25 protein-coding genes are annotated in these 23,511 nt (G+C 59.9%); 8 read left to right on the top strand and 17 right to left on the bottom strand.

Translation table 11 applies throughout. The features are described 5' to 3' along the window. Positions 1-4 precede the first annotated feature (4 nt). Both BJ928_RS20075 and BJ928_RS20070 read right to left on the bottom strand, forming a co-directional pair. A complete protein-coding gene (locus BJ928_RS20075) occupies positions 5-193 on the bottom strand; it encodes a helix-turn-helix transcriptional regulator (protein ID WP_047633801.1) in 189 nt (62 codons plus the stop codon). Then, entirely contained in the window at positions 190-570 is a 381-nt protein-coding gene (locus BJ928_RS20070; RefSeq protein WP_047633799.1) for a hypothetical protein, read from the bottom strand. Before BJ928_RS20070 ends, BJ928_RS20075 begins: the two co-directional genes overlap by 4 nt. 279 nt (positions 571-849) lie before the next feature. On the opposite strand from BJ928_RS20070, the gene panC reads away from it, so the two are divergent. Both panC and panB read left to right on the top strand, forming a co-directional pair. Beyond that, positions 850-1,725, top strand: coding sequence for a pantoate--beta-alanine ligase (gene panC, locus BJ928_RS20065; RefSeq protein ID WP_047633798.1), 876 nt, complete (start codon positions 850-852; stop codon positions 1,723-1,725). Position 1,726: 1 nt separating this feature from the next. Further along, positions 1,727-2,548 (top strand): 3-methyl-2-oxobutanoate hydroxymethyltransferase, encoded by an 822-nt coding sequence (gene panB / locus BJ928_RS20060; RefSeq protein ID WP_047633797.1) that lies wholly within the window; start codon positions 1,727-1,729, stop codon positions 2,546-2,548. A gap of 7 nt (positions 2,549-2,555) precedes the next feature. Here the strand turns inward: panB and BJ928_RS20055 are convergent, their stop codons facing one another. Continuing rightward, complete coding sequence (locus tag BJ928_RS20055; protein ID WP_047633897.1) at positions 2,556-2,807, bottom strand: DUF2164 domain-containing protein; 252 nt, start codon at positions 2,805-2,807, stop codon at positions 2,556-2,558. Between the two features lie 233 nt (positions 2,808-3,040). On the opposite strand from BJ928_RS20055, the gene BJ928_RS20050 reads away from it, so the two are divergent. After that, a complete protein-coding gene (locus tag BJ928_RS20050; RefSeq protein ID WP_047633796.1) occupies positions 3,041-3,763 on the top strand; it encodes an AzlC family ABC transporter permease in 723 nt (240 codons plus the stop codon). A gap of 2 nt (positions 3,764-3,765) precedes the next feature. Beyond that, complete coding sequence (locus tag BJ928_RS20045; RefSeq protein ID WP_047633795.1) at positions 3,766-4,077, top strand: AzlD family protein; 312 nt, start codon at positions 3,766-3,768, stop codon at positions 4,075-4,077. A gap of 51 nt (positions 4,078-4,128) precedes the next feature. Here the strand turns inward: BJ928_RS20045 and BJ928_RS20040 are convergent, their stop codons facing one another. Continuing rightward, the gene (locus BJ928_RS20040) at positions 4,129-5,964 is read right to left on the bottom strand and encodes an aminopeptidase P family protein (protein WP_047633794.1); all 1,836 of its coding nucleotides are present in this window, start codon (positions 5,962-5,964) and stop codon (positions 4,129-4,131) included. 343 nt (positions 5,965-6,307) lie between these two features. Between BJ928_RS20040 and BJ928_RS38845 the strand changes: the two genes are divergently transcribed. Beyond that, positions 6,308-6,448, top strand: a complete 141-nt coding sequence (locus tag BJ928_RS38845) for a hypothetical protein (protein ID WP_183079435.1) — start codon at positions 6,308-6,310, stop codon at positions 6,446-6,448. A gap of 333 nt (positions 6,449-6,781) precedes the next feature. Here BJ928_RS38845 and BJ928_RS20035 read toward each other — a convergent pair whose 3' ends face one another. Genes BJ928_RS20035 through BJ928_RS20025 form a run of 3 tightly spaced genes read right to left on the bottom strand, consistent with a single transcriptional unit; the run spans position 6,782 to position 9,438 of the window. Then, positions 6,782-7,660 carry a 50S ribosomal protein L11 methyltransferase gene (locus tag BJ928_RS20035; RefSeq protein ID WP_047633793.1) on the bottom strand — a complete coding sequence of 293 codons (879 nt, stop codon included), beginning with the start codon at positions 7,658-7,660 and terminating at the stop codon, positions 6,782-6,784. 20 nt (positions 7,661-7,680) lie between these two features. Then, entirely contained in the window at positions 7,681-8,829 is a 1,149-nt protein-coding gene (locus BJ928_RS20030) for an NAD(P)/FAD-dependent oxidoreductase (protein WP_047633791.1), read from the bottom strand. Between the two features lie 6 nt (positions 8,830-8,835). Next, on the bottom strand, positions 8,836-9,438 hold the full coding sequence (locus BJ928_RS20025) for an SCO family protein (RefSeq protein WP_047633790.1): 603 nt from the start codon (positions 9,436-9,438) through the stop codon (positions 8,836-8,838). A gap of 454 nt (positions 9,439-9,892) precedes the next feature. On the opposite strand from BJ928_RS20025, the gene BJ928_RS20020 reads away from it, so the two are divergent. Then, a complete protein-coding gene (locus BJ928_RS20020) occupies positions 9,893-10,357 on the top strand; it encodes a chemotaxis protein CheW (protein ID WP_047633896.1) in 465 nt (154 codons plus the stop codon). Positions 10,358-10,624: 267 nt separating this feature from the next. Here BJ928_RS20020 and BJ928_RS20015 read toward each other — a convergent pair whose 3' ends face one another. The 3 genes from BJ928_RS20015 to BJ928_RS20005 form a co-directional block, all read right to left on the bottom strand. Further along, positions 10,625-11,119, bottom strand: coding sequence for a CreA family protein (locus BJ928_RS20015; protein ID WP_047633789.1), 495 nt, complete (start codon positions 11,117-11,119; stop codon positions 10,625-10,627). A 180-nt stretch (positions 11,120-11,299) separates the two neighbouring features. Next, on the bottom strand, positions 11,300-11,743 hold the full coding sequence (locus BJ928_RS20010; protein WP_047633788.1) for an SRPBCC family protein: 444 nt from the start codon (positions 11,741-11,743) through the stop codon (positions 11,300-11,302). A gap of 34 nt (positions 11,744-11,777) precedes the next feature. Next, entirely contained in the window at positions 11,778-12,101 is a 324-nt protein-coding gene (locus BJ928_RS20005) for a helix-turn-helix domain-containing protein (RefSeq protein WP_047633787.1), read from the bottom strand. Between the two features lie 335 nt (positions 12,102-12,436). Here BJ928_RS20005 and BJ928_RS20000 point away from each other — a divergent pair, with 335 nt between their 5' ends. Next, positions 12,437-12,973, top strand: coding sequence for a GNAT family N-acetyltransferase (locus BJ928_RS20000; protein ID WP_047633786.1), 537 nt, complete (start codon positions 12,437-12,439; stop codon positions 12,971-12,973). Positions 12,974-13,020: 47 nt separating this feature from the next. Here the strand turns inward: BJ928_RS20000 and ligA are convergent, their stop codons facing one another. Further along, entirely contained in the window at positions 13,021-15,171 is a 2,151-nt protein-coding gene (ligA, locus tag BJ928_RS19995; RefSeq protein ID WP_047633785.1) for an NAD-dependent DNA ligase LigA, read from the bottom strand. Positions 15,172-15,518: 347 nt separating this feature from the next. On the opposite strand from ligA, the gene BJ928_RS19990 reads away from it, so the two are divergent. Next, the gene (locus BJ928_RS19990) at positions 15,519-16,259 is read left to right on the top strand and encodes a CDP-diacylglycerol diphosphatase (protein WP_047633784.1); all 741 of its coding nucleotides are present in this window, start codon (positions 15,519-15,521) and stop codon (positions 16,257-16,259) included. Between the two features lie 101 nt (positions 16,260-16,360). Here the strand turns inward: BJ928_RS19990 and BJ928_RS19985 are convergent, their stop codons facing one another. From BJ928_RS19985 to ftsZ, 6 genes are all read right to left on the bottom strand, one after another. Beyond that, the gene (locus BJ928_RS19985; RefSeq protein ID WP_047633783.1) at positions 16,361-16,786 is read right to left on the bottom strand and encodes a GFA family protein; all 426 of its coding nucleotides are present in this window, start codon (positions 16,784-16,786) and stop codon (positions 16,361-16,363) included. Between the two features lie 71 nt (positions 16,787-16,857). After that, the gene (locus BJ928_RS19980) at positions 16,858-17,490 is read right to left on the bottom strand and encodes a DapH/DapD/GlmU-related protein (protein WP_047633782.1); all 633 of its coding nucleotides are present in this window, start codon (positions 17,488-17,490) and stop codon (positions 16,858-16,860) included. A gap of 146 nt (positions 17,491-17,636) precedes the next feature. Next, a complete protein-coding gene (gene recN, locus BJ928_RS19975; protein WP_047633781.1) occupies positions 17,637-19,310 on the bottom strand; it encodes a DNA repair protein RecN in 1,674 nt (557 codons plus the stop codon). 12 nt (positions 19,311-19,322) lie between these two features. Continuing rightward, positions 19,323-20,192 (bottom strand): outer membrane protein assembly factor BamD, encoded by an 870-nt coding sequence (locus tag BJ928_RS19970; protein ID WP_183079434.1) that lies wholly within the window; start codon positions 20,190-20,192, stop codon positions 19,323-19,325. Positions 20,193-20,480: 288 nt separating this feature from the next. Continuing rightward, positions 20,481-21,437, bottom strand: a complete 957-nt coding sequence (lpxC, locus tag BJ928_RS19965) for a UDP-3-O-acyl-N-acetylglucosamine deacetylase (protein WP_047633779.1) — start codon at positions 21,435-21,437, stop codon at positions 20,481-20,483. 329 nt (positions 21,438-21,766) lie between these two features. Then, positions 21,767-23,503: a cell division protein FtsZ gene (gene ftsZ, locus BJ928_RS19960; protein WP_047633778.1), complete on the bottom strand. Its 1,737-nt coding sequence runs from the start codon at positions 23,501-23,503 to the stop codon at positions 21,767-21,769. Positions 23,504-23,511 lie beyond the last annotated feature (8 nt).

Raw genomic sequence — 23,511 nt, 5'->3', positions numbered from 1 at the left:
CCCTTCATTCCTCGAAAATCTGCTCGATCGGCAGGGCAAAAACCCTCGCAATGATGAAGGCAAGCGGCAGGCTGGGATCATATCGCTCATTCTCGATCGCATTGACCGTCTGCCGGGAGACGTTGAGCATCGCAGCGAGATCGCCCTGCGACCAGCCGCGCGCGACGCGCAGCACCTTGAGCCGGTTCTTCATCGATAGCGCCGATGGCTAATGACGCCGCCGGCAATCCACAATACCGACATCAATGGCCAGACGGCGAACATCGACAGTTTCGGATAGCCGACATTTTCAAGGAAACCATAGCTGAAGGTAATCAGCGCCGTGCCGGCAAAAGCGAGTGAAAATGCCTCCAACTGAATCTTGCGCTGCAATTCATCGATGCGGCGGAGCTGACGCAACACCGATACGGCAACGAAAAGCGCCGGCAGCATCGGCGCCAGCGATATCACCGTCTTCCAGACGGGATTTTCGATGGCGCCGTGACTGATGAGCCGGATCGAGATCATCAATACGACGCCGTAGGCGACCATACCGGCGCCCAGTTCCACCAGATAACGATATCGTGCCACTTCGACCTCCTGTAAAGTATGCTTTACATATATCTATCGCACGATGGATGTCAAGTATACTTTACACGTGCGATTCATGGCTGGAAATCGCGCAGCCTCAACAGGTCCGGTAGACGCGCAAAGGCTGCATTGCGCAGCAGCGCCGAATTCCGCGCATGCAGCAAAGCCGAGCGCCCTTGAATTGCTTTTTTGCACTGCACACGTTAGAAGTCGCCGCCAATTCGAGGGATGGAAGCAAGTCGCGCGGAATAGTGGCGTTGCTTGCGGAGGAGTGCGACCATGGAGATCGTCAACACGATAGCCGCCCTGCGCGAACGGCTCGGCGAGCATCGCAAGGCCGGAAGACGAATCGGCCTGGTTCCCACAATGGGCTATCTGCATGCCGGTCATATGGAGCTGGTTTCCCGCGCCAAGGCTGAGAACGATGTCGTCGTCACTTCGATCTTCGTCAATCCGCTGCAGTTCGGCGCCAATGAAGACCTGACCAAGTATCCCCGCGACCTCGAGCGCGACAGCGCCATGCTACGCGATGCCGGCGTCGATTATCTCTTCGCGCCCAGCGTCACCGATATGTATCCGCGCCCGATGGAAACCGTTGTCGATGTGCCGAAGCTCGGCGCGGAACTGGAGGGCGCGGTTCGCCCGGGCCATTTCGCCGGTGTCGCCACCGTCGTCACCAAGCTCTTCAACATCGTCCAGCCCGACAGCGCCTATTTCGGCGAAAAGGACTACCAGCAGGTGGCGATCATCCGCCGTATGGTCGAGGATCTGGCGCAGCCCGTTCGCGTCGTGCCGGTGCCGACCATTCGTGACGCGGATGGCTTGGCGCTTTCCTCACGCAACGTCTATCTGTCGACGAAGGAGCGCGCAGCGGCGGTTATCGTCCCGAAGACGCTGGCGGAAGCCGAGAGACTTTACGATCTCGGCGCAAATGATCCTGCAACCCTCGAAGCGGCGCTGCATGCCTTTATGGAAGGGGAACCGCTGGCAACCGCTGAGGTCGCCGCCGTTCTTCATCCCGACACACTCGAGCCGTTGAAGACATTGCAGGGGCAACCGATCCTCATTGCATTGTTCGTCCGCATCGGCACCACCCGGCTTCTCGACAACCGGGTCATCGGGCGCAGACCGCCCGCAAGCGAAAGGACCGCCTGAGATGAGCACCGTCGGACATACCAAGCGCACGACACCCGCCGCCATCGAGACGATGAAAGGCACGCGCCCGATCGTCAGCCTGACGGCCTATACGACGCCGATTGCGCGCCTGCTCGATCCGCATTGCGACCTGCTTCTGGTCGGTGATTCCCTCGGCATGGTGCTCTACGGCATGGAGACGACCGGCGGCGTCACGATGGAGATGATGATCGCCCATGGCCAGGCCGTCATGCGCGGCGCGAAGCATGCCTGCGTCATCGTCGATCTCCCCTTCGGCTCCTATCAGGAATCGAAGGAACAGGCCTTCCGCAACGCCGTCCGCATCCTGAAGGAAACAGGCTGCGACGGCGTGAAACTGGAAGGCGGCGAAGAAATGGCGGAAACCGTTTCCTTCCTCACCTCCCGCGGTATTCCGGTCTTCGGCCATGTCGGACTGATGCCGCAGTTGGTGAACACGACCGGCGGCTACCGGTCGCTTGGTCGCTCAGAGAAGGAAGCCGACAAGATCCGGCGCGACGCCAGGGCGATTTCCGACGCCGGCGCCTTCGCCATGGTGATCGAAGGCACGATCGAGCCGCTCGCCCGCGAGATCACCGCCGCCGTCGCCATTCCTACCATCGGGATCGGCGCATCTGCTGCCTGCGACGGGCAAATCCTTGTTTCCGATGACATGCTCGGCCTGTTCAACGATTTCAAGCCGCGCTTCGTCAAGCATTTCGCGCAATTGGCACCCATCGTCTCGAAGGCGGCCGAAGCCTATGCCGAAGAGGTAAGGGCTCGCAGCTTCCCGGCTCTGGAACACACGTTTCAGCCGAAGAAATGAGGCTCCATCAGTCCTTGGTGGGCTCCTTCTCCAAGAGATAGATCGCCTCTCCGAAATCCTCCATTTTGCTCACCAATGCGGCATGAGCATCGCGCAGGCCCTGATTGTAGTAGTAGGGTCCGATCTCGGCGGTGAAGAAATCGAGCAGGAATTCAGCGGGCAAAGTGCCGAGCGTCTGGTCGAGCTCTTCGGAGAAATAGCGCTGGAGGCGAGCGACCATGGCCGCCTTCTCCTCCTTGGCAAAGGTAATCTTCTTCATCTTCTCCACCTCCCATTTCGCAAGCGTCTCCCATACCTGGATCAAGGAAATCAATTGACCCATCAAGGAAATTCAATTGCTGGTTCCACGGGCACGGCTTACACCTCCCGCCATTGAACAGCGCGGCAGCAAATGCGCAAGGGGTGCAACCATCGTTGTTTTCCACGCATGATCCGCGCCTCGACAAGGTATCCGGGACAAAGCCGGATTTTCCACGAAGGACAGAGCGGACCATGAGTCGCGCGGAATTTCTCGAGGGCCTGAAGGGCGGCATTCCCGTCGGCCTGGCTGCAGCGCCTTTCGGTGCCCTCTTCGGCGCGCTGGCGCGCGATCAGGGCATGTCGCTCGGCGAACTCACCCTGATGAGCGGCACCGTCTATGCCGGCGCCAGCCAGATGGTCGGGCTCGATCTCTTCGGCCACAACGTCCAGGCTTGGCTCATCGTACTGTCGATTCTGGCGGTGAACTTCCGGCACGTACTCTATTCGGCTGCGATCGCGCGCTACATCAGGCATTTTTCGGTGGTGGAGAAGTTCTTTACCTTCTTCCTGCTGGTCGATCCGCAATTTGCCGAAACGATCAAGCGCCATGAGAGCGGCAGGTCCGTCACCTTCGCCTGGTATATGGGCTTTGCCGCAATGGTCTATATTCCCTGGGTGGTGATCAGCCTGATCGGCGGCCTGCTCGGCAGCCTGATCGGCGATCCGAAAGCCATCGGCCTCGATATCCTCCTGCCGATCTATTTCCTCGGCATCGTCATGGGCTTTCGCACGCGCGATAATTTCCTACCTGTCGTGGCGGCCAGCGCCGTGGCATCGGCCATCGCGTATCGTTATGTCGGTTCGCCCTGGCATGTCAGCATCGGCGCGCTCGCCGGCGTCGCTCTTGCAGCGATATTGCCGCCGGTGAAAGCGAACCGCAAACCTGATATCGCGCACGAAAACCACGAGGTCTGACCATGTTCGATTTCGATCCGCATATGGTCATGCTGATTGCAGCCGCCGCCGTGGTAACTTTTCTGACGCGCATCGGCGGCTACATTCTCATCGTCAAGATGACCCGCATTCCGCCGCGCGTCGAAGCAGCGCTGAACGCCGTGCCCGCCGCAGTCCTCACAACCCTCGTCGCACCCGCCTTCTTCATCGGCGGCTGGGATACCAGGGTGGCCATGCTTGCTGCCCTCTTGGTCGGCCTGCGCTATCCCTCGACCTATATGCTGGTCGCCGGGTGGATCGTCGTCATGGCATGGCGCCGTTCCATAGGCGCTTGAGGCATTAAAAGACCTCATCCCGTCTTCGAAACGGGATGAGGTCCGCATATCTCAATGGCTGAGCGCGAGCGTGGCATTTTCCAGCCATGCCCGGATGTCGCGGTCATGGATCAGCGGCATCAGAGCCTCGCGCGTCCGCACATGATATTCGTTGAGCCAATGCAACTCCTCATGCGTCAGCAATTCCACGAGGACCAGGCTGCGATCAATCGGGCAGAAGGTCAAAGTCTCGAAGCCCAGCATCGGCATATCGCCGCCCTCGATCTCCTCCGGGTCGCGAATATAGATGAGGTTCTCGATGCGGATGCCGAAATGACCCGGACGATAATAGCCGGGCTCGTTGGAAAGGATCATGCCGGGAAGCAGCTCCTGCACCGCAAGCCGGGCGATACGCTGCGGCCCTTCATGGACGGAGAGATAGGAGCCGACGCCGTGCCCCGTACCATGGGCGAAATCGACGCCCGCCTTCCAGAGCGCGATGCGCGCCAACGGATCGAGATCACAGCCGCGCGTCCCCTTCGGGAAACGTGCCGTGCTGATGGCAATCATTCCCTTCAGGACGAGCGTGAACAGGCGCTTGTGTTCTTCGGAGACGGCGCCGATGCCGACGGTGCGGGTGATATCCGTCGTGCCGTTGATATATTGCGCGCCTGAATCGATCAGAAACAGCTCGCCCGCCTGGATCAGCCGGTCGCTCTCCGTGGTCACGCGATAGTGCATGATGGCCGCGTGCTCGCCGGCACCGGAGATCGTGTCGAAGGAGATGTCCTTCAGCGGATTCTGCATGCTTTCGCCGACGCGGGCGCGGCATGCCTCCAGCCGCTTCGCCGCAGCGATTTCCGTTACCGTTCCCGGCTTGCTCGTCTCCAGCCAATAGAGGAATTCGACCATGGCGGCGCCATCCTGCAGATGGGCGGCGGCAGAGCCATTGATTTCGGCGGCATTCTTGCAGGCGCGCGCCAGCTTGGCGGGATCATTCCCCTCGATGACCTCCCCACCCTGCTGGCGGATAATGTCGGTCAAGGCATAGGAGGCAAGATCCGGATCGACCAGGATGCGCCCACCATTTGCGGCAGCTGCTCCCAGCCGCTTGACGAGTTCGGATGGCGGCAGCTGCTTGCAGATCTGCGCGAGATAGGCTTCCGCCTCAACCTTGGTCTTGCGCTTGTCGAGGAAGAGCTCGGCGGCACCTTCCGCATGGATGATGGCGCGGGCCAGCGGGTGCGGCGTGTGCGGCACATCGCTGCCGCGGATATTGAAGATCCAGGCAACCGAAGACGGATCGGTAATCAGCACCGCCTTTAGATTCTTCTCCTTGAGGCCGTTCGCAATCGCCGCAAGCTTGTCCTTGGCCAGAATGCCCGCCTGAGCGATGTCCTGAATGATAACATTGCCCAGCGGTTCAGACGGCCGGTCCGTCCATAGCTTGTCGAGCGGATTGTGCGGAAGAAAGACGAGCTTGCCATCGATCTCGGCCAGAGCCTTTTCCAGCCGGCGCACTTCGGCGCCCGTATGCAGCCAGGGATCGATGCCGAGCCGGAAGCCCTCTTTCGCATGGCGCGGCAGCCAGACATGCGGCGGCTCGTTCACAAGGTCACCGCCGGTGAAGACGCCACGATCCACCTGCTCGGCAAGCTGCGTCACATAACGGCCATCGACGAACACCACGGCCTGGGAGTGTGTCACAAGCGCAACACCCGCTGATCCAGTGAAGCCGGTCAGCCACGCGAGACGCTCCGAGCATTTGGGCACATACTCGCCCTGGTACTCGTCGGCACGCGGCACGAGGAAGCCGTCAATGCCGAGATCGCCGAAGGCCGCCCGCAAGCCAGCCACGCGTTCACGGCCGAATTGCGGGGTGGAAGTGACATCGAAAGACTGAAACATGAGCTGATCCAAGACTGGTGGAGAATCCGTGAAACCGAATGGTGCCAGTATGTTAGAGCATGACGGCACGAAGTGCGACGTGATTTTCGATCATCGCCATGTAATGCGTGGTGACTGCGATATCAGCTCCTCCGGGAGCGCCCCTTCCCGTCTTCAGCCGTTAACGAATCCGCCCATTTCATGAGCATCGCCGCCCAAATATGACATCTTCACGGCACGCAATATGCACTTCACGCATAGCTCCCATGAAGCCTCCCCCCTGCCAAACCGAAGATCGAATCGTTATATCCAGCGCATCAAACGGGGTTCACGAAGAACCAGCTCAAACTAAGGACTAAAGACAATGCCTATCTCTCGCTCCGCATATGTTAGCCCGGCGCTGGCTGGCGAGCGTCGCACCGTACGCCACTCCGTCGGTTCGCTTCGTCAGCTCGAAGTCGAAACCGCAAAGGCAATCGGCGCCAGCCGCGGCGATCGCCGCTAACAAGTTTACGATCTACGCGTTCTAACTCCATCGCAGTCCGATTCTCCTCCTCCCTCACGGATCGCGATCAGAACGCTTAGAGCCCGCTTGAGCACTCCTCCACACACGCTCGCGGGCAAGATCGGCGAAAGCCGATCTCAAGGCGGTGCTTCGGCACCGCCTTTTTTGTTTTCAGCCACAGCGCAAAGTTCCCTCGCCCACAGGACAGAGGGTTAGGAGCAAAGGACGGCATGCTACGCAAGTGCCGCTGGTTCGGAGAAGCCCTCCTGCCGCAATCTTACTCTGCTCGATTGCGCCAAGCGACATTCTCCCCGCACTACCTGGTGAAGGACTTCAAGGACGGTCGAGATGGATGGTGACCCAGCCATTGCGCCAGATGGTGCGCACATGCCGCAGCTTCGCGCCATTATAGGCGGCCAGAACTTTCCAGCGCTGCTCGGCCAGAATACCCGAAAGAATGACCGAACCGCCCGGCGCCAGGTGTGCAACCAGCTGCGGCGCCATCTTGATCAGCGGGCGCGCCAGAATATTGGCGATGATCAGGTCGAATGGCCCGTGACGGGAGAAGGCCGTCGAATGAAAGCCCGGCGCCGTCTCCAAAGCGACGCCTGAAGCGATGCCGTTGCTGCGGACGTTATCGCGGGCAACACGGACCGCGATCGGATCGATATCGGTCGCCAGAACCGGAATATTTCGCAACTTGCGCACCGCAATCGCCAGTACACCGCTACCGGTGCCGAGATCGAGCGCATTGCGCACCCGTCGGCTGGCAACAACCTTCTCGATCGTCTCGAGGCAACCGGCCGTCGTCCCGTGATGACCGGTGCCGAAGGCCTGCCCGGCTTCGATCTCGATGGCGATATCGCTCGGGCCGACCTTGTCGCGGTCGTGCGAGCCGTGAACGAGGAAGCGGCCGGCGCGCACCGGCTTCAGCCCTTCAAGCGACTTGGCGATCCAGTCGATGTCAGGCAGCACTTCCTTTTGAACGGCAAGTTCGGCGAATGTGGGCTTTAAAAGCCTCTCGAAACGATCGCGGACCTCATCTTCGTCAGCCGCATACAGATAGATCGAAGCTTCCCAGATATCGTTCTTCTCGTCGATCTCAGTCGTCGCGATCGGAAGCTCCTCGTCCTCGAACACAGGCGTCATCAGATCAAGGATCTGCCCGGCCTTCTTCTCGGTCGTCGTCACATAGAGGCGGATTTCACTCAACTCGTCGCTCTTTCTCGTTCTTATTCGGCCCAGTCGATCCAGGGCGGTCTTGCCGTGTCATAGCCGGCGATATTCTGCAGCAATGCCCGGCGAGCCGGCCCGAAGCGGAGGAATAGCGGCGCAAACAGATTGCGCGCGGCAGTCGCCAGCGGATTTTGCATGGTCACCAGTCGCGTCAGGCCGTAGGTCTCTTTCAATACCTGCTTCACGGCGGGAATTCTCAAGGCCGAATACTCCTGTTCGCGGCCTTCCGCAATGAGCCAGGCCAGCCAGCAGGCATCTTCGATGCCGAGGTTCATACCCCGCGCGCCGGCCGGCGAATGGATATGCGCGGCATCGCCGGCGAGGAAGACATTCCCCTTGGCCATCGGCTCGACATGACGAAAGTTGATGCGAAACTGCGAGGTCCAAGTCTTTTCCGCAACCGCCGCCGGATGCACGATGCGGTTCTCGAAATCCTCAAGCGTCGAGATATAGCGGATGATGTCGGCCGCCACCGGCAGGCGCGCGACCATACCCGGGTCGAATAGCGATACCTCGCCGTAACGGGTGTCGACGGGATCTGCATAGCGGAAATCGGCAAGATAGAAGTAAGCCTCCAGCGCCTCGCCCGGGAAACCGGCGCCGAGCGCCTTGCGAATGACCGAATGGGCTCCATCGGCGCCGATCAGTATGTCCGGCCGCACCCTTTCCGATGTGCCGTCGGCGCGGTGCAGCGTGACTTCCGGTCTCTGAAAATCAGATATGGCATCAACGACAACCGTAGTCTGCCATTCCGGCACGATGTTATAGGCCGAAAGCGCGGCGATCAGCAGTCGCTCGGTACTGCCCTGAGCCAAGGCACGAAGCGCGCTGAAGCGGCCGCGCACTTGCCGAGTATCCAGCTGGATGAGGGTTTTCTCCGTCGATCGGACACGAAATTGCTCGATCGGCTGCGCGGCCGCGACAATGCGCTCGGCAACGCCGGAAGGAGACAACAGCGTCAGCGTGCGGGCGTTGACACCAAGAGCGCGGCTCTCCTCCATGGGCGTTGGGCCGGCGCCGTCATCCACGATGCGCGGTGCAAAACCGTGGCGGGCAAGCTCGAGAGCGGCGACAAGACCGACCGGCCCCGCCCCTGCGATCAGAATGGATCTGGACTTTCCCTCTCCGCCAATCCCCTCGCCCATGCGGGCCTATCCCTTCTTGACCAGATTCTCCAGCTTCTTCACCGCCACATCCGGGTCCTCTTCATAAGCGATTGTTCCGGCAAACCGGCCGGCAGAATCCAGCAGGAAAACGGAAGCGGTGTGATCCATCGTGTAGTCGCCATTGGGCTGCTTGTCATCCACGGGCACCTTCTTCGCATAGACGCGGAACCCCTTGACCATATCCATCACCTTGGCGGGGTCGCCGGAAATGCCCGTAATACGCTTCGAGACGTTGGAGACATATTGGTCCATGATACCCGGCGTATCGCGCTCGGGATCGACGGTCACGAAATAGGCATTGAGCTTGGTGCCATCGGGATCGACTTTTTGCAACCATGCGTTCAGCTCGAACAGCGTCGTCGGGCAGACATCGGGGCAATGCGTATAGCCGAAGAAAACGGCCGACGGCTTACCGCGAAATGCCTGATCGCTGATCGGCTGGCCGCTCTGCGAAACGAGGGTAAAGGGCACGCCATAGGGTCCGGATGCCGCCACTTCAGGCGACTTGCCGCCTCCAAAACTGAACCAGCCCAATATTCCGGCCACGATCAACACGACCACCCAAATTGCAATCCGCACGCTTCTCATGGATGCCATTCCTCACCAATATGGATGATCGCGCCCACAAAGCGGTACGCGATCGACCTCCTAGCCGATGTAACCGCTGGAAGTGGAGGACGCAATTCAAGAAGATGTTCAGAAGTAGCCGAAATCGTCGCAGCATGGGGTTCGGGAGGCTTCGAGCCGAAATCGCCCCGCTTTTCGGCGCCTCTCCGCTTCCCCGGGGCAAAATCTGCAATCATGTTAAACCAATCCTAACCAGTCCGCGCCAACATCTGCAGCAAAGGTCGAATTCCATTTCGCCCGCCGCCCGAAAGCGCGGCAAACCTCTATATCCCAGAAGGGCATGACGCCCGCCGGAATGCCAGGCACGTCTTTCGCCGAAGCTCCGGACGCTGCCGCTGCCCAAGCCGCTCCAGCCGATCTCTCTTTTCAATCGCGAGCGTCGCTTGCGGCGATGCCAAACGGGAAGTTCTCGAACATGACGAACGCCATCAAGCAATCGGGCGCCTATCTGGAAATCGTCTCCTTTCACCTCGGCGATCAGGAATTCTGCATCGACATCATGGCCATCCGCGAAATCCGCGGCTGGGCGCCCGTGACGCCGATGCCGCACACACCGCCTTACGTTCTCGGCCTCATCAACCTGCGCGGCGCGGTGATCCCGGTCATCGACATGGCCTGCCGCCTCGGCATGAAGATGACGGAACCTTCCGAGCGCTCGGCAATCATCGTCACCGATATCGCCGGCAAGCTGGTCGGGCTGCTGGTCGAGCAGGTGTCGGATATGATGTCGATCAAAAGCGAAGATCTGCAGCCGGCCCCGGAAATCATCCCCGAAGCCCAGCGCGCCTTCTGCCGCGGCATCGTGGCGCTGGAAAAGACCATGGTCTGTTTCCTCAATCTCGATACGGTCATCGCGGACCAGCTGGCACAAGCGGCCTGATTTCAATCAGTTAGCCCATAAAAGAAGATCGCCCTGGAGCCGAACTCCAGGGCGATCGCTTTTATGGAACCGGTTTTGGCAGGGGTGTAGCCAGAAACACGGTCTTGCAGGCCGTGAACAGGGGCAAGAGTCGCCTCCCTGTTCGTTTTCGAAATTGCATCAAAAAGGTGCAAACCGAAAGCAACCAGAAGGAATTCGACAACCCAAGAGTATGACTTTTTTTGGTATTATCTTTCTGCGAGTTACGGGAGAGGTATCAAGATACCATCATTTCGGCTTACCGTTCTTCCAGTTGACCTGTTGGCCGAACAACGGGATCGTCGAAATAGCCATCTTGGCGGAACCATCCGTCAGTTGCCGCGAGTGGATGAGATAGACGAGCGTGTCGTTCTTCTTGTCGTAGATGCGGGTGACGACCAGCTTCTTCCAGATCAGCGACAAGCCGGCGCGAAACACTTCCTCGCCACTCTGGGACAGATTGATATCGCCGATCTCGATCGGCCCGGTCTGGCGGCAGGCAATGGAATTGTTGGAAGGATCTTCGAACCAGTTGCCCTTGCGCAGCCGGTCGATGACGCTGCGATCGAAATACGTGACATGGCAGGTGACGCCAGAGACCTCCGGATCTGGCACGGCATCGACCAGAATATCATTGCCCGTCCAGTCCACACCGACCTTGCCGACAACTTCGGCGGACGCGGAAACGGGCGCCACGGCCAGAAAAGAAGCAGCAATGGCGCCAAGGAACTTCGCTGAACGCATCGATCATCCTCCAATAACAGCCGCCGGGAGCAAGAGCGGCACGGCTAAAGTAAGATGGCCTATGAACGATGCAAGATGGAGGAGCTCATCTGCGAGCCGAGACATTCACGACTGATGACGACAGTATGGATACCGTCGCCACGGCCATGCCGTCTCGGCAAACGCACCGAGGACCGGAGCTCATTTCTGGCTGATTGCCACCGTTCCGGTTTCCAGCAACGATTTGAGGTTGGACAATATTTTCGGCCAGCCACCAGAAACTGCCTCGATGAGCTTGGAGTTTTCCACCTCGATCGCGTGAGTAACGGTCAGCTTTACGACGCCATCCGCCGGCTCCAGCTCCATCACGCAGCATGACCAGCCTTCGGCCTTCAGCTCCGGGCGCCATTCATTGCGCCATTTGATGGCAAGCCGCCGCGGCGGGTCGAACTCGGCAATCTCCCCCGTATCGGCGACCCGGCCATCCGGAAAGAGCATCTTCCAGGGAGAACCGACTTTCCAGTCGGTCTCGTGGACCATGTCGAACCAATATTGCTTGATGAACTCGGGCGTGATGAGCGCCGCCCAGAGCTTTTCCGGCGTCGTGCGGATGAAGGTGACGTAGACGAATTTGCTGCCAGCCATGTCTTTTCTCCCTGTTTGGCCTTGGTTATCCGGCTCAATCGCCGCCTTCGTCTTCCAGCGCCTTCTTCAAGGCCGAAAGCGCACTCAGATGCCGGCGTTCGAATTTGTTGATCCAGCGTTCGGCAATGCCGTTGATCGGGACCGCATTGATGAAATGCAGTTTCTCGCGCCCATGCTTCTCCGAGGAGACCAGATTGGCCTCCTCCAGAATGGCGAGATGCTTGGCGACCGCCTGCCGGCTCATATCCAGATCCTCGCAAAGTGCGCTCAGGGTCTGCCCGTTCCGCTCGTAAAGCCTGTCGAGCAACTGCCGCCGGCTGGCATCCGCCAAAGCCTTGAAGACTAGGTCATCATTCACAGATACGAAACCATTTGGTTGCCTTTTCCATTTTATAGGCAACCAAATGGTTTCATGTCAAGCAGTATGTGACACAAGACAATCTCGCGCCCTTGAGGACGGGCGCCCGATCAAAGGATTTATGCAACGAGCGATTGACAAGCTTCGTATCACAGCGGATCATCCACCCATGATCGCAAACCGCACCATCGTGATGCACCTTCACACCATCTCTCCCCTTGCAGGGCGAGTGGAAGCTGTGTTGCGCTGAGCTGACCGCGATCCATCTCAACCCTGCCGAGGCGAGCAGGGTTGAAACCTCCTTGCTCTCCTCCCATCACATCAAAGGAGAGCCCATGAATTCCGAAGAGCAAGAACCAGACGAGCGACGACGCAAACGTGTCGGCCCGATCGAGATTCGAGCAACGCGTCCCTCGGATGCCGAAGGGATTGCCGCGATCGCCAACCTGCCCGGCTTCCGCGCCGGCACGCTGCGGCTGCCCTTTCAGAGCATAGAGGAAACGCAGCGCTGGCTGGATAAGCATGACCCCAGCGCTACCAGGCTCGTTGCCGTACTTGACGGGCAGATCGTCGGCAATGCCGGCATGCAGCGCCTTGCCGGTCGGCGGATTCACAGCGGCAACATCGGCATGGGCGTGCACGACGATTTCACCGGCTGTGGCATCGGCTCCGCCCTTATGGCCGCTCTTGTCGATACCGCCGACAACTGGCTAGCGATCAAGCGGCTGGAGCTGACCGTCTATGCCGACAATGCGCCGGCGATCGGGCTCTACGAGAAATTCGGGTTCGAAACCGAAGGATGTTTGCGCGCCTTCGGTTTTCGCAATGGCGAATATGTGGATGCGCTGACGATGGCGCGGCTGAGATTCTGAGCCATAAAGAAGCAAGAGGCGGCGGATTGCAGTTCCGCCGCCTGCCATCAACCAATCAAATCCAGCCACTCGTCCTCGGTCATGACCTGGACATTGAACTCGCGTGCCTTGTCGAGCTTCGAGCCTGCGCCCGGCCCCGCCACGACGATGTCGGTCTTCTTCGACACGGAGCCGGAAACCTTGGCGCCGAGGCTCTCGGCCTTCGCCTTGGCCTCGTCACGAGTGAACTTTTCCAGCGAGCCGGTGAAGACGACCGTCTTGCCGGCGACGGGGCTGCCCGAGGTCACCGGCTGCTCGGCCTCCTGAGGCTGCACCTCCTTGAGGAGCTGCGCGATCACGTCTGTATTGCGTGGCTCCTTATAGAATTCGACGATGGCCCGCGCCACCACCTCGCCGATGCCTTCGATATTGTTGAGGTCATTCCAGGCATCTCCGGCAAGCGGTGCCGCCTCCTTCATGCCGGCTTCAAAGGCGGCGTAGGTACCGTAGGAGCGTGCAAGCAGCTTGGCTGTCGTCTCGCCCACATGGCGGATGCCGAGCGCGAAGATGAAGCGATGCAGTGCAATCTGCCGCCGCTCGTTGATAGCGGCATAGAGCTTGCCAACGCTGACCTTGCCGAAGCCATCGATGTTCTCCAGCTTCGCAAGGGAGCCCTGCTGGCGCTTTTCCAAGGTGAAGATATCAGGCGCGGTCCTGATCTGCAGCGCCGGGTCATCGCTCTCAAAGAAGAAATCGATCTGCTTCGAGCCCAGCCCCTCGATGTCATAGGCATTGCGCGAGACAAAATGCTTGAGATGTTCGGTCGCCTGCGCCCGGCAGATGAAGCCGCCCGTGCAGCGCGTGACGGCATCGACCTTGCCGGTCTTCTCGTTGATATCGCGCACCGCATGGCTGCCACAGACCGGGCACACCTTCGGAAACTCGTAAGGCGCGCTCGACGGCTCGCGCTTCTCCATGACGATATCGACGATCTGCGGGATGACGTCGCCTGCCCGCTGCACGATCACCATGTCGCCGACACGGATATCGCGGCCGTCGCGGATCGGCTCGCCCTTGTTGCCGATGCCCTTGATGTAGTCGGCATTGTGCAGCGTCGCATTGGTCACGACGACGCCGCCGACCGTGATCGGCTCGAGCCGCGCGACCGGCGTCAGCGCCCCCGTGCGGCCGACCTGGATATCGATGCCAACCAGATGCGTGAAGGCCTGCTCCGCCGGGAATTTATGCGCCGTCGCCCAGCGCGGCGAGCGCGAGCGGAAGCCAAGACGAGCTTGTAATTCCAGGCTGTCGACCTTGTAGACGACACCATCGATATCATAATCGAGATCCGGCCGCTGCAGCCCGATTTCCTCGTAATGGCCGAGAATATCGGCCACCGAATTCAGTCGTGCCATCAGCGGATTGACCGGAAAGCCCCAGGATTTGAAGACCTGCACCATGCCGTATTGCGTATCAGCCGGCATGTCCGACATTTCGCCCCAGGCATAAGCGAAAAATTTCAGTTTGCGGCTTGCCGTCACTTTCGCGTCGAGCTGTCGCAGCGAGCCCGCTGCGGTGTTGCGCGGATTGACATAGGTCTGCTTGCCCTCGGCTTCCATCTGCGCGTTGAGCGCCAGGAAGTCGCTCTTGGCCATATAGACCTCGCCGCGCACCTCGACGACGTCAGGGGCGCCTGCCGGCAGGGTTTGGGGGATTTCCTTGATGGTTCTGATATTGGCGGTGACATTTTCGCCGGTCGTGCCGTCGCCGCGCGTTGCGGCGCTCACCAAGCGGCCATTCTCGTAGCGGATCGACATGGAAAGGCCGTCGATCTTCGGCTCGGCGGTAAAGGCGATCGAGTTATCCGGAAGGCGGCCGAGGAAGCGATAGACGCTGGCGACGAAATCCTCGACGTCTTCCTGCGAGAAGGTATTGTCGAGCGACAGCATCGGTCTTGCGTGAACGACAGGCGCGAAGGTTTCGGACGGTGCCGCGCCAACTCGCCGCGATGGGCTGTCGGCGCGAATCAAAGCCGGGAACCGGGCCTCGATGGCATCGTTGCGCCGCTTCAGCGCATCGTAGTCCGCATCCGAAATCTCCGGCGCGTCCTTGCCGTGATAAAGCGCGTCGTTGCGCGCGATCTCAGCGGCCAGATAGGCAAGCGCTGCGGCCGCTTCCTCTTCGCTCAGATCTTCGACGGGCTTCTGTTCGGTGCTCATGAATCTACACTCCCCGATTTCGGAGATGTTTTAGAGCACTTCCGCGAAAAGTGCGAAGCGGTTTTCCATTGGGAGCATTCAAAAAACAAAAGCAAAATCCGGAATTCGATTGCAGACGAACATGGCGGCGGCGCTCACGACAACTTTATGCCACGAGCGATCATCCTTGGTGTTAGAACCTGGCAAGAAGACCGGAAACGCAGCATCCGGACGGTCGCGATGGAAATCCCCATCCAGTTCGCAAGCCGCCGCAATTTCGCGTCTATTGCAAGGGATTTAAGATAGGCTATCAAGAGAGCCAGGTCTCCGGAAATGATTGGGTCGTCAGAAGAAACTCGAAATCACGCATGAAGCATCGTCTTGCCGTTCTCTCTATTTCACTCGTTATTGCAGTCGTGATCATGAGTTCATTCGCCAGCCGCTCCGCTCTGGGGCTGGTCGTTGGCGCATGCGAGCTCAACTCCAATCTGACGGGATCGCCGTATCCATGCCTGAAAATAGTCCAGGCGCAGGACCCTTTGTCGTCCTATGCCGTCCTTCGTGAGCCGGCCGACAAGGAGCGCACCATTCTTGCGCCGCTGGCCAACGTGCCAGGGATCGAAGACCCGCGCCTTCTGGCTGCCGGAGCGCCAAACTATTTTGATGCGGCGTGGAGAGAGCTATCCGCGATCGGCCTGCACCGATGGAAGGCCGCGCCCGAGGATTTCGCGCTGGCCATAAACGCCGCAAGCTGGCGCACGCAGGACCGGCTCCATATCCATATGGGATGCGAGACACCTCGCTTTCACGCCCTATTGAAGGCCCATGCCGCAGAAATCCAAAGCGGCCGGTTCACAAACCTGAAGACCAAAGCCGGTTGGTGGGCAACGCTCGACGCCGCAAACGACCTCTCGGATCTAAATCCGCTGAAGCTCGTAGCGGATGGCGTCGACGGCGCTCGTTCAAATATGGAAAACGTGGTGGTTGGCGTCTTCGGCTCAAAGTTGCCGGACGGACGGCATGGCTTCTACATTCTGGCGCGAATAAACGAAGCCCACAAATCCCGCGGCTCCGCAGAGGATATGATTGATCCCAAGTGCGAGCTCTGAACCCTTTCCGCTTTTCTTTGAATCGCGAAGGCGCTCCATCCTTTTGCTTTTACTCAACCTTAGATTGATAACCTCAAGATCGCGCCCAGCAAGGCATCGTCTCAAGTCTTCGGTTCGAACCGCAATATCCCGGCAACCCTGGGCCCGGAGCCGGAATCCGAAGGGTGGTTAACACCATCCATAACCTGAATCTCGGGAAAACCGAAAGGGCTAATGCCCTCGATGCAGGCGACGTTGACCCCAAACAGGCTCGGATTCGAGCGGCGTTGATGATGGGTATAGATGCCGCAGGTCTTGCAGAAATAGTGCTTCGCCGTCCGGGTATTGAATTGATAAAGCGTCAGATTGCCTTCGCCTTCGACAAATTCGATATCCGAGAGTTGCGCCGAGACCACAACGGCGCCCCGCATCCGGCAATAGGAGCACGAACAGCGGCGGATCGTATTGAACTCGTCCGCCAGCCGGACCCGGAACCTGACTGAACCGCAGTGACACGCCGCGTTATACTGTTGTCTTTCGTCGCTCATTGCCGACCTGCCTCATCCTTCTCCACAAAATAACCGGGCCAAATGCCAATCGCAAAGCTGCAGGAAGCTGATCAGGACCAGCGCTCGCAAAAGGCGTCGATATCGCTCGACTGAAAATCGGCGAGCCGCTCCATGATGGTCTCGAATGGCCAATCCCACCAGGCGATTGACACAAGCTTCCCGGCGACGGCGCGGGTGAACCGCTCGCGAATGAACTTGGCAGGCACACCACCGACAACAGTATAGGGTTCGACGTCCTTGGTGACGACTGCGCCGGCTGCGAGCACGGCACCATCGCCGATCTTCACGCCCGGCAAGACAATGACCCCGTGGCCGATCCAAACGTCATTGCCAACGATCGCACGATCCGCCTTCCGCTCGTCGAAGAAGGCGTGGTCGCGCACGGCTTCGGCCGAATAATATTCCGGGCAATAGGTGAAGCGGTGCATGGACGGGCGATCCATCGGGTGATTGGGGGCACCGATCCTGACCTCCGCTGCAATGGCGCAAAACTTCCCGATCACGGCATCGCCGACGATGCAGCGCTGCCCCAGATAGGAGAAATCCCCGAGTTGGACGCCATGTAAGGACGTGTCCGCCAGGATCTCGCAGCATCTGCCGATGCTTGAATCTCTGATATTCGCCGTCGCGTGGATAACGGTTTCCGCGATTTTCGGCCGATTTGGTTGCGTAGTCGAGTGCATGGACAGTCTCCGGATTCCGGCCTGCCTAACCGGGGACGATGAAGGGTATATGACGAGGGACCATCAAAAAGCTGGGAGAGAAGCCGGTGATGAAATCCTGCGGTCCACATCCCCACCGTCCGCTTTCCGACGGTTAAAGGAGGCGATCAGCCGTTGCCGGCGAGCAACCGTTTGGCGGCAGCCCTCGCCTCTTCGGTCACCGAAGCGCCGGCAAGCATGCGAGCGATTTCCTCGGTGCGATCCTTCGGCTCCATCGTCGCAACACGCGTGGAAATTTTTTCCGAGCCGTCCGCCACAGGCCCCTTGGAGATCAGGAGATGGGTGGCGGCGCGCGCGGCGACTTGTGGTGCGTGCGTGACGGATAGCACCTGCACCCGATCGGACAGGCGCTTCAGCCGCTGGCCAATCGCATCCGCCACGGCACCGCCGACACCTGTGTCGATTTCGTCGAAGACGAGGGTCGGCGCCGAGCCGCGATCGGCAAGCGCCACCTTCAACGCCAGCAGGAAACGTGACAGCTCGCCGCCAGAAGCGACCTTGGTGATCGGTCCTGGACGCGTGCCCGGATTGGTCTGCACATGGAATTCGACCACGTCGATGCCATCGGCGGTCCCGGCTTCAGGATCGCTGGTGATCTCCACCATGAAACGCGCCCGCTCGAGCTTCAGGGCCGGCAGCTCGGCCATTACGGCGCCAGCAAGGGCCTCGCCGGCATGACGGCGCTTTTCCGACAGGCTGCGCGCGGCAGCATCGTAATCCGCCTTGGCGGCGGCAAGCTCTCCACCAAGCCGCGCCAGCCGCTCTTCACCGGCATCGACATCGGCAAGATCCGAGATCATACGCTGCGCCAGTGCCGGCAGCTCCGTGACCGGCACGGAATATTTGCGCGAAGCGGCCCGCAGCCCAAACAGCCGCTCCTCGACCCGTTCCAGCTCCCTTGGGTCATATTCCGTCTTACGCAGCGCCGTCTCGACTTCCATCTGCGCATTGGAAAGCTGGTCAAGAGCCGCATCGAGCAGCGCGACGGTATCTTCCAAAAGGCCTGGTGCTTCGTGGCTCTTGCGCTCGAGACGACGCACCAGCGAGGCGATATGCGGCACGGGCGATGCGTTGCCGTTCAAGAATTCCGAAGCTTCGGCAATGTCGCCGGCAATGCGCTCGGCCTTCATCATCCGCGAGCGCTTTTCAGCCAGCTCATCCTCTTCGCCATCTTGCGGCGAGAGCTTTTCCAGCTCCTCGACGGACGCACGCAGATAGTCCGCCTCGCGGGCGGCTCGCTCTACCTGCTCTCTGTGCTTCTTCAGGGTACGATCGGTATCGCGCCAGATCTTGTGAAGCCTGCCGACCTCCTGCGCCTCATCCGCAAGGCCGGCAAATGCATCGAGAAGAATGCGATGCGCGTCCGTATCGACAAGTGCACGATCGTCATGCTGGCCATGAATCTCGACAAGAAGCTGCCCGATCTGACGCATGAGCTGAACGCTGAGCGCCTGATCGTTGACGAAGGCCTTGGTCCGGCCATCGGCCGACTGGACGCGTCGGAAAATCAGGTCGCCGTCGTCATCGATGTCATTTTCGCGCAGGAGCTTGCGAGCCGGATGCTGCGTGCCGACATCGAAAACCGCAGTCACCTGACCGCGGTCCTCGCCATGACGCACAAGCCCGCCATCGCCGCGCCCGCCAAGGGCCAGCGACAGACTGTCAAGCAGGATGGATTTGCCCGCACCCGTTTCGCCGGTCAACACCGAAAGCCCGGACTCGAAGGCAAGATCCAGCCGCTCGATCAGAACGATATCGCGGATCGAAAGCTGGATCAGCATCTGCGCTCAATCTCACGTCCCAAGAAGAAGTTTCTTGCCCGCCCTGGAAATCCACGAACCGGAGTTTTCGCTCGGCTCTACGCCACCCTTCTGCAGCAGCTGATAGGAATCCTTATACCAGCGGCTGTCCGGATAGTTGTGACCAAGAACGGCGGCTGCCGTCTGCGCCTCGGGCACGATACCCATTGCATAGTAGGCTTCGACGAGTCGCGCCAGGGCTTCTTCGATCTGGTTCGTCGTCGGATACTGTTCCACGACCACGCGGAAGCGGGAGATCGCAGCAAGGTAGTCCTTGCGTTCCAGATAGTAGCGGCCGATCTGCATTTCCTTGCCGGCGAGCTGGTCGCGGGCGAAGCGGATCTTTTCCTGCGCGTCGCTGACATACTGCGACTTCGGATAGGTGTTGACGAGCTTAGTCATCGCCTCGATCGTCTGCTGTGCCGCGCGCTGGTCCTGCGTCACGTCCACGATCTGCTTGGCAAAGGACGAACCGACCAGGTACTGCACATAGTCGGCATCTTCCGAGGCCGGATATTGCTTGAGATAGGCATTGCCGGTCTGCACTGCTTCGTCATAGCGACCTGTGCGATACTTCACGAAGGTGCTCATGACGAGTGCCTTGCGCGCCCATTCCGAGAAGGGCTGCTGCTGGTTGATCGCATCGAACTTCTTGCCGGCTTCCGTCAGGTTGCCTGCCTTGATATTGGCGAGGCCCTGATTGTAGAGCATCTCCGGCGGATCCGTATCGACACCGAGCTTGGTGATGTCGATGTCCTTTTTCGTATTACACCCTGTCACCACCGCACCGGTACCGGCCAGAAGGAGCGATACGAGCAAAGCCCGTGCTGTGATATTCATGCGTTCAGACCTTGCAAAACCCATCGGATGACTGTCCCATAGCCGTCGTTGCGGAGACGGCGTTCTCTCGCTGGCGTTTCTAGCCGCAAAAACACCATCAGAGCAACGCATTGATGATGCATTAACGCATTTTTGTGGCAAAGGCCGCATATCCGCAGCCTTTAATCACTGTTTTGACAGGGATTTCTCAAATCGGTCCGCCTCGTCCCGGTTCCGGCCGGCGCCCAAAGACAAACCCCGTGAGTCGTCCGTCAAAAAAAGAGCCGCCCTTCATCAGAGCGGCCGCTTTTTTTCATTCCAGTCCCGAAAGGATCACGCCGACCAGGGAGCGAATTCGGGGGCGTTAACCGCGATGAATTCGCGACCGTGACCGCGCTGACGCGGAGCCGAGGTTTCGACGACCTCATAGGCAGAGGGATCACTCAGCAATGCCTTCAGGGCATTTGCATTCATGCGATGGCCGCCGCGATAGGAACGGTAGCAGCCGATGAACTGCGCGCCGGCCAGAGCCAGATCGCCGACGGCATCGAGCGTCTTGTGACGCACGAATTCGTCCTTGGCATAACGCAGACCCTCGACGTTGATAACAGTATTGTCGTCAGAGATGACGACGGAATTTTCCAACGACGAACCCAGCGCATGACCGGAAGCCCAGAGCGGCTCGACGTCGCGCATGAAGCCGAAGGTGCGGGCGCGCGACAGTTCCGTCTTGAAGGTCGCGGCGGTCAGATCGCCTTCCCACTTCTGGCGGCCGATCAGCGGGCATTCGAAATCGATCTCGACCTCGAAGCGCGTGCCGTCATAGGGGCGGAACTCGCACCATGAGCCACCGGCTTCGATGCGCACCGGCTTGATAACGCGGATGTAGCGACGCTTGACGCCGAGCGAGACGATGCCCGCCTGTTCGATCGCTTCAATGAAAGGATACGAGCTGCCGTCCATGATCGGCATTTCGGCGCCGGAAACCTCGACGATAACGTTATCGAGACCGATCGCATAGATCGCGGCCATCACATGCTCGACCGTCGCGACCGAGCGCGCCGGAGAAAAGCCGAGAACGGTGCAAAGATCCGTATTGCCAACCTGCGAGGAAACAGCGCGCAGTTCGGTCACATCGCCATTGTCGTGCAGGCGCTGGAAAACAACGCCGGTGCCGGCTTCGGCGGGATAAAAGGTGATCGACACGTTAGCACCGGAATGAACGCCAATACCGGAAAGTGTCACTGGGTTTGCAATGGTGGTCTGAAAACCAAGCAATCCGATTGCCATGTAATTCTGCCTTCGTCTGTCTGATCCAGGCCGGGCGGTCATCTTCGGACGCTTACCCTTATTGCCGGTTCAGTCTGTTAACTATGCCTCGCACCTCACATACATTCGTCATCGAATGTGATTCAGCGGGCTTGCTTGGTAACTACATACGCGCCGAGGCACCGCATTCCAAATCACTGTTTCTTTCGTTTTGTTACGAAAGCAGCCAATTGAATTCATTGGATAATTTCAGATACAGGAACTGGTCTGAAATAAGGAAATCCGGGGTCTTGCGGCCCCGGATTTCATCGTGATGGTTAGCAACCTATTAAAATACTGTCCAGTACGGGTCAGTTCGACTGGCGGCGCAGGAAGGCCGGAATCTCGAGCTGATCGTCCTCATGGCTTGCCATGCGGGCCTGCGGAGCCTGACGGCCGTGATCGTCGAGATTGCCGCGACGCGGAGCGTAGAGGCTGGCTTCCGGCGACGGAGCGCGACGCTGCTGCGGAGCAGCATTGTTCGTCGGAGCCATCATCTCGTCGAAAGCCGGATCTTCTTCGCGGCGGCCGAGCGAATTGGTGATTCGCTTCAGCAGACCCATCGGGCCGCGCTCTTCGGTAGCCTGGGTGGCTGCCGGCTGGGCGCGGTGTTCCATCTCGGCCTTAACGACCGGCGGGAAATCCTCGACCTTCGGCATGCGGACCTGCTCAGGAGCCTGACGGATGATCGGCTGCTGATGCATGACCGGTGCCGGCTGCTGCGGCTGAACCGGGGCCTGACGGACCGGCTGAGCTTCGGGAGCGGCTGCGAAGATGCGGCTCTGCGGACGGAAGTTGTCTTCCGGCGCTGCTGCCTGCGACATCACCGGCTGTTGCTGGACATGTGCCTGACGGCTCATCTGGAATTCCAGCTCGCGCTCGAGATCGGCCTCTGCCGTACGGATGGTCTGGGCGACCGGGTCCACGGTGCGGGGAGCCGGAGCAGCAGCCTGTGCGGTATGGGCCTGCGCGACATGGACAGGCTGAGCTGCGGCCGCTACCGGAGCGGCGGCCGCGGAGGGACGCATAGCCGGCTTCGCGGCCGGGCGGAATTCCATGCCACGGTCGGCTGCTTCGTTCATCGCGCGGTCGATGCCGGTTGCGACGACGGAAACGCGGATGATGCCTTCGAGCGATTCGTCGAAGGTGGCGCCGAGGATGATGTTGGCGTCGGGATCGACTTCTTCGCGGATGCGGGTTGCGGCTTCGTCGACTTCGAACAGGGTCAGGTCACGGCCGCCGGTGATCGAGATCAGCAGGCCCTGCGCGCCCTTCATCGAGGTTTCGTCGAGCAGCGGGTTGGCAATGGCGGCTTCTGCAGCCTGCATTGCACGGCCCTGGCCGGAAGCCTCGCCCGTGCCCATCATGGCGCGGCCCATTTCGCGCATGACCGAACGGACGTCGGCGAAGTCGAGGTTGATGAGACCTTCCTTCACCATCAGGTCGGTGATGCAGGCAACACCCGAATAGAGAACCTGGTCGGCCATCGAGAACGCGTCGGCGAAAGTCGTCTTGTCGTTGGCGATGCGGAAGAGGTTCTGGTTCGGAATGACGATCAGCGTGTCGACCGACTTCTGCAGTTCCTGAATGCCCATTTCGGCGAGGCGCATGCGGCGGCCGCCTTCGAAGTGGAACGGCTTGGTGACAACGCCGACGGTCAGGATGCCCTTGTTGCGAGCGGCCTGTGCGACGACCGGTGCAGCACCCGTACCCGTGCCGCCGCCCATGCCGGCGGTAACGAAGCACATGTGCGTGCCATTGAGATGATCGATGATTTCATCGATGCACTCTTCGGCAGCTGCACGGCCGACTTCCGGCTGCGAGCCGGCGCCGAGACCTTCCGTGACGTTGACGCCGAGCTGGATGATCCGCTCCGCCTTCGTCATGGTGAGAGCCTGTGCATCGGTGTTGGCGACGACGAAATCGACGCCCTGCAAGCCTGCCGTGATCATGTTGTTGACGGCATTGCCGCCGCCGCCGCCAACGCCGAACACGGTGATTCGCGGCTTAAGCTCGGTGATATCTGGCTTATGCAGCTTGATAGTCATTGTACCCG

This window comes from Rhizobium sp. WW_1 (genome assembly GCF_003610155.1).
GTDB classification, from domain to species: domain Bacteria; phylum Pseudomonadota; class Alphaproteobacteria; order Rhizobiales; family Rhizobiaceae; genus Rhizobium; species Rhizobium tropici_A.
Note: the sequence above shows the minus strand (reverse complement) of the source record. Positions and strands in the feature narration are given on the sequence as shown.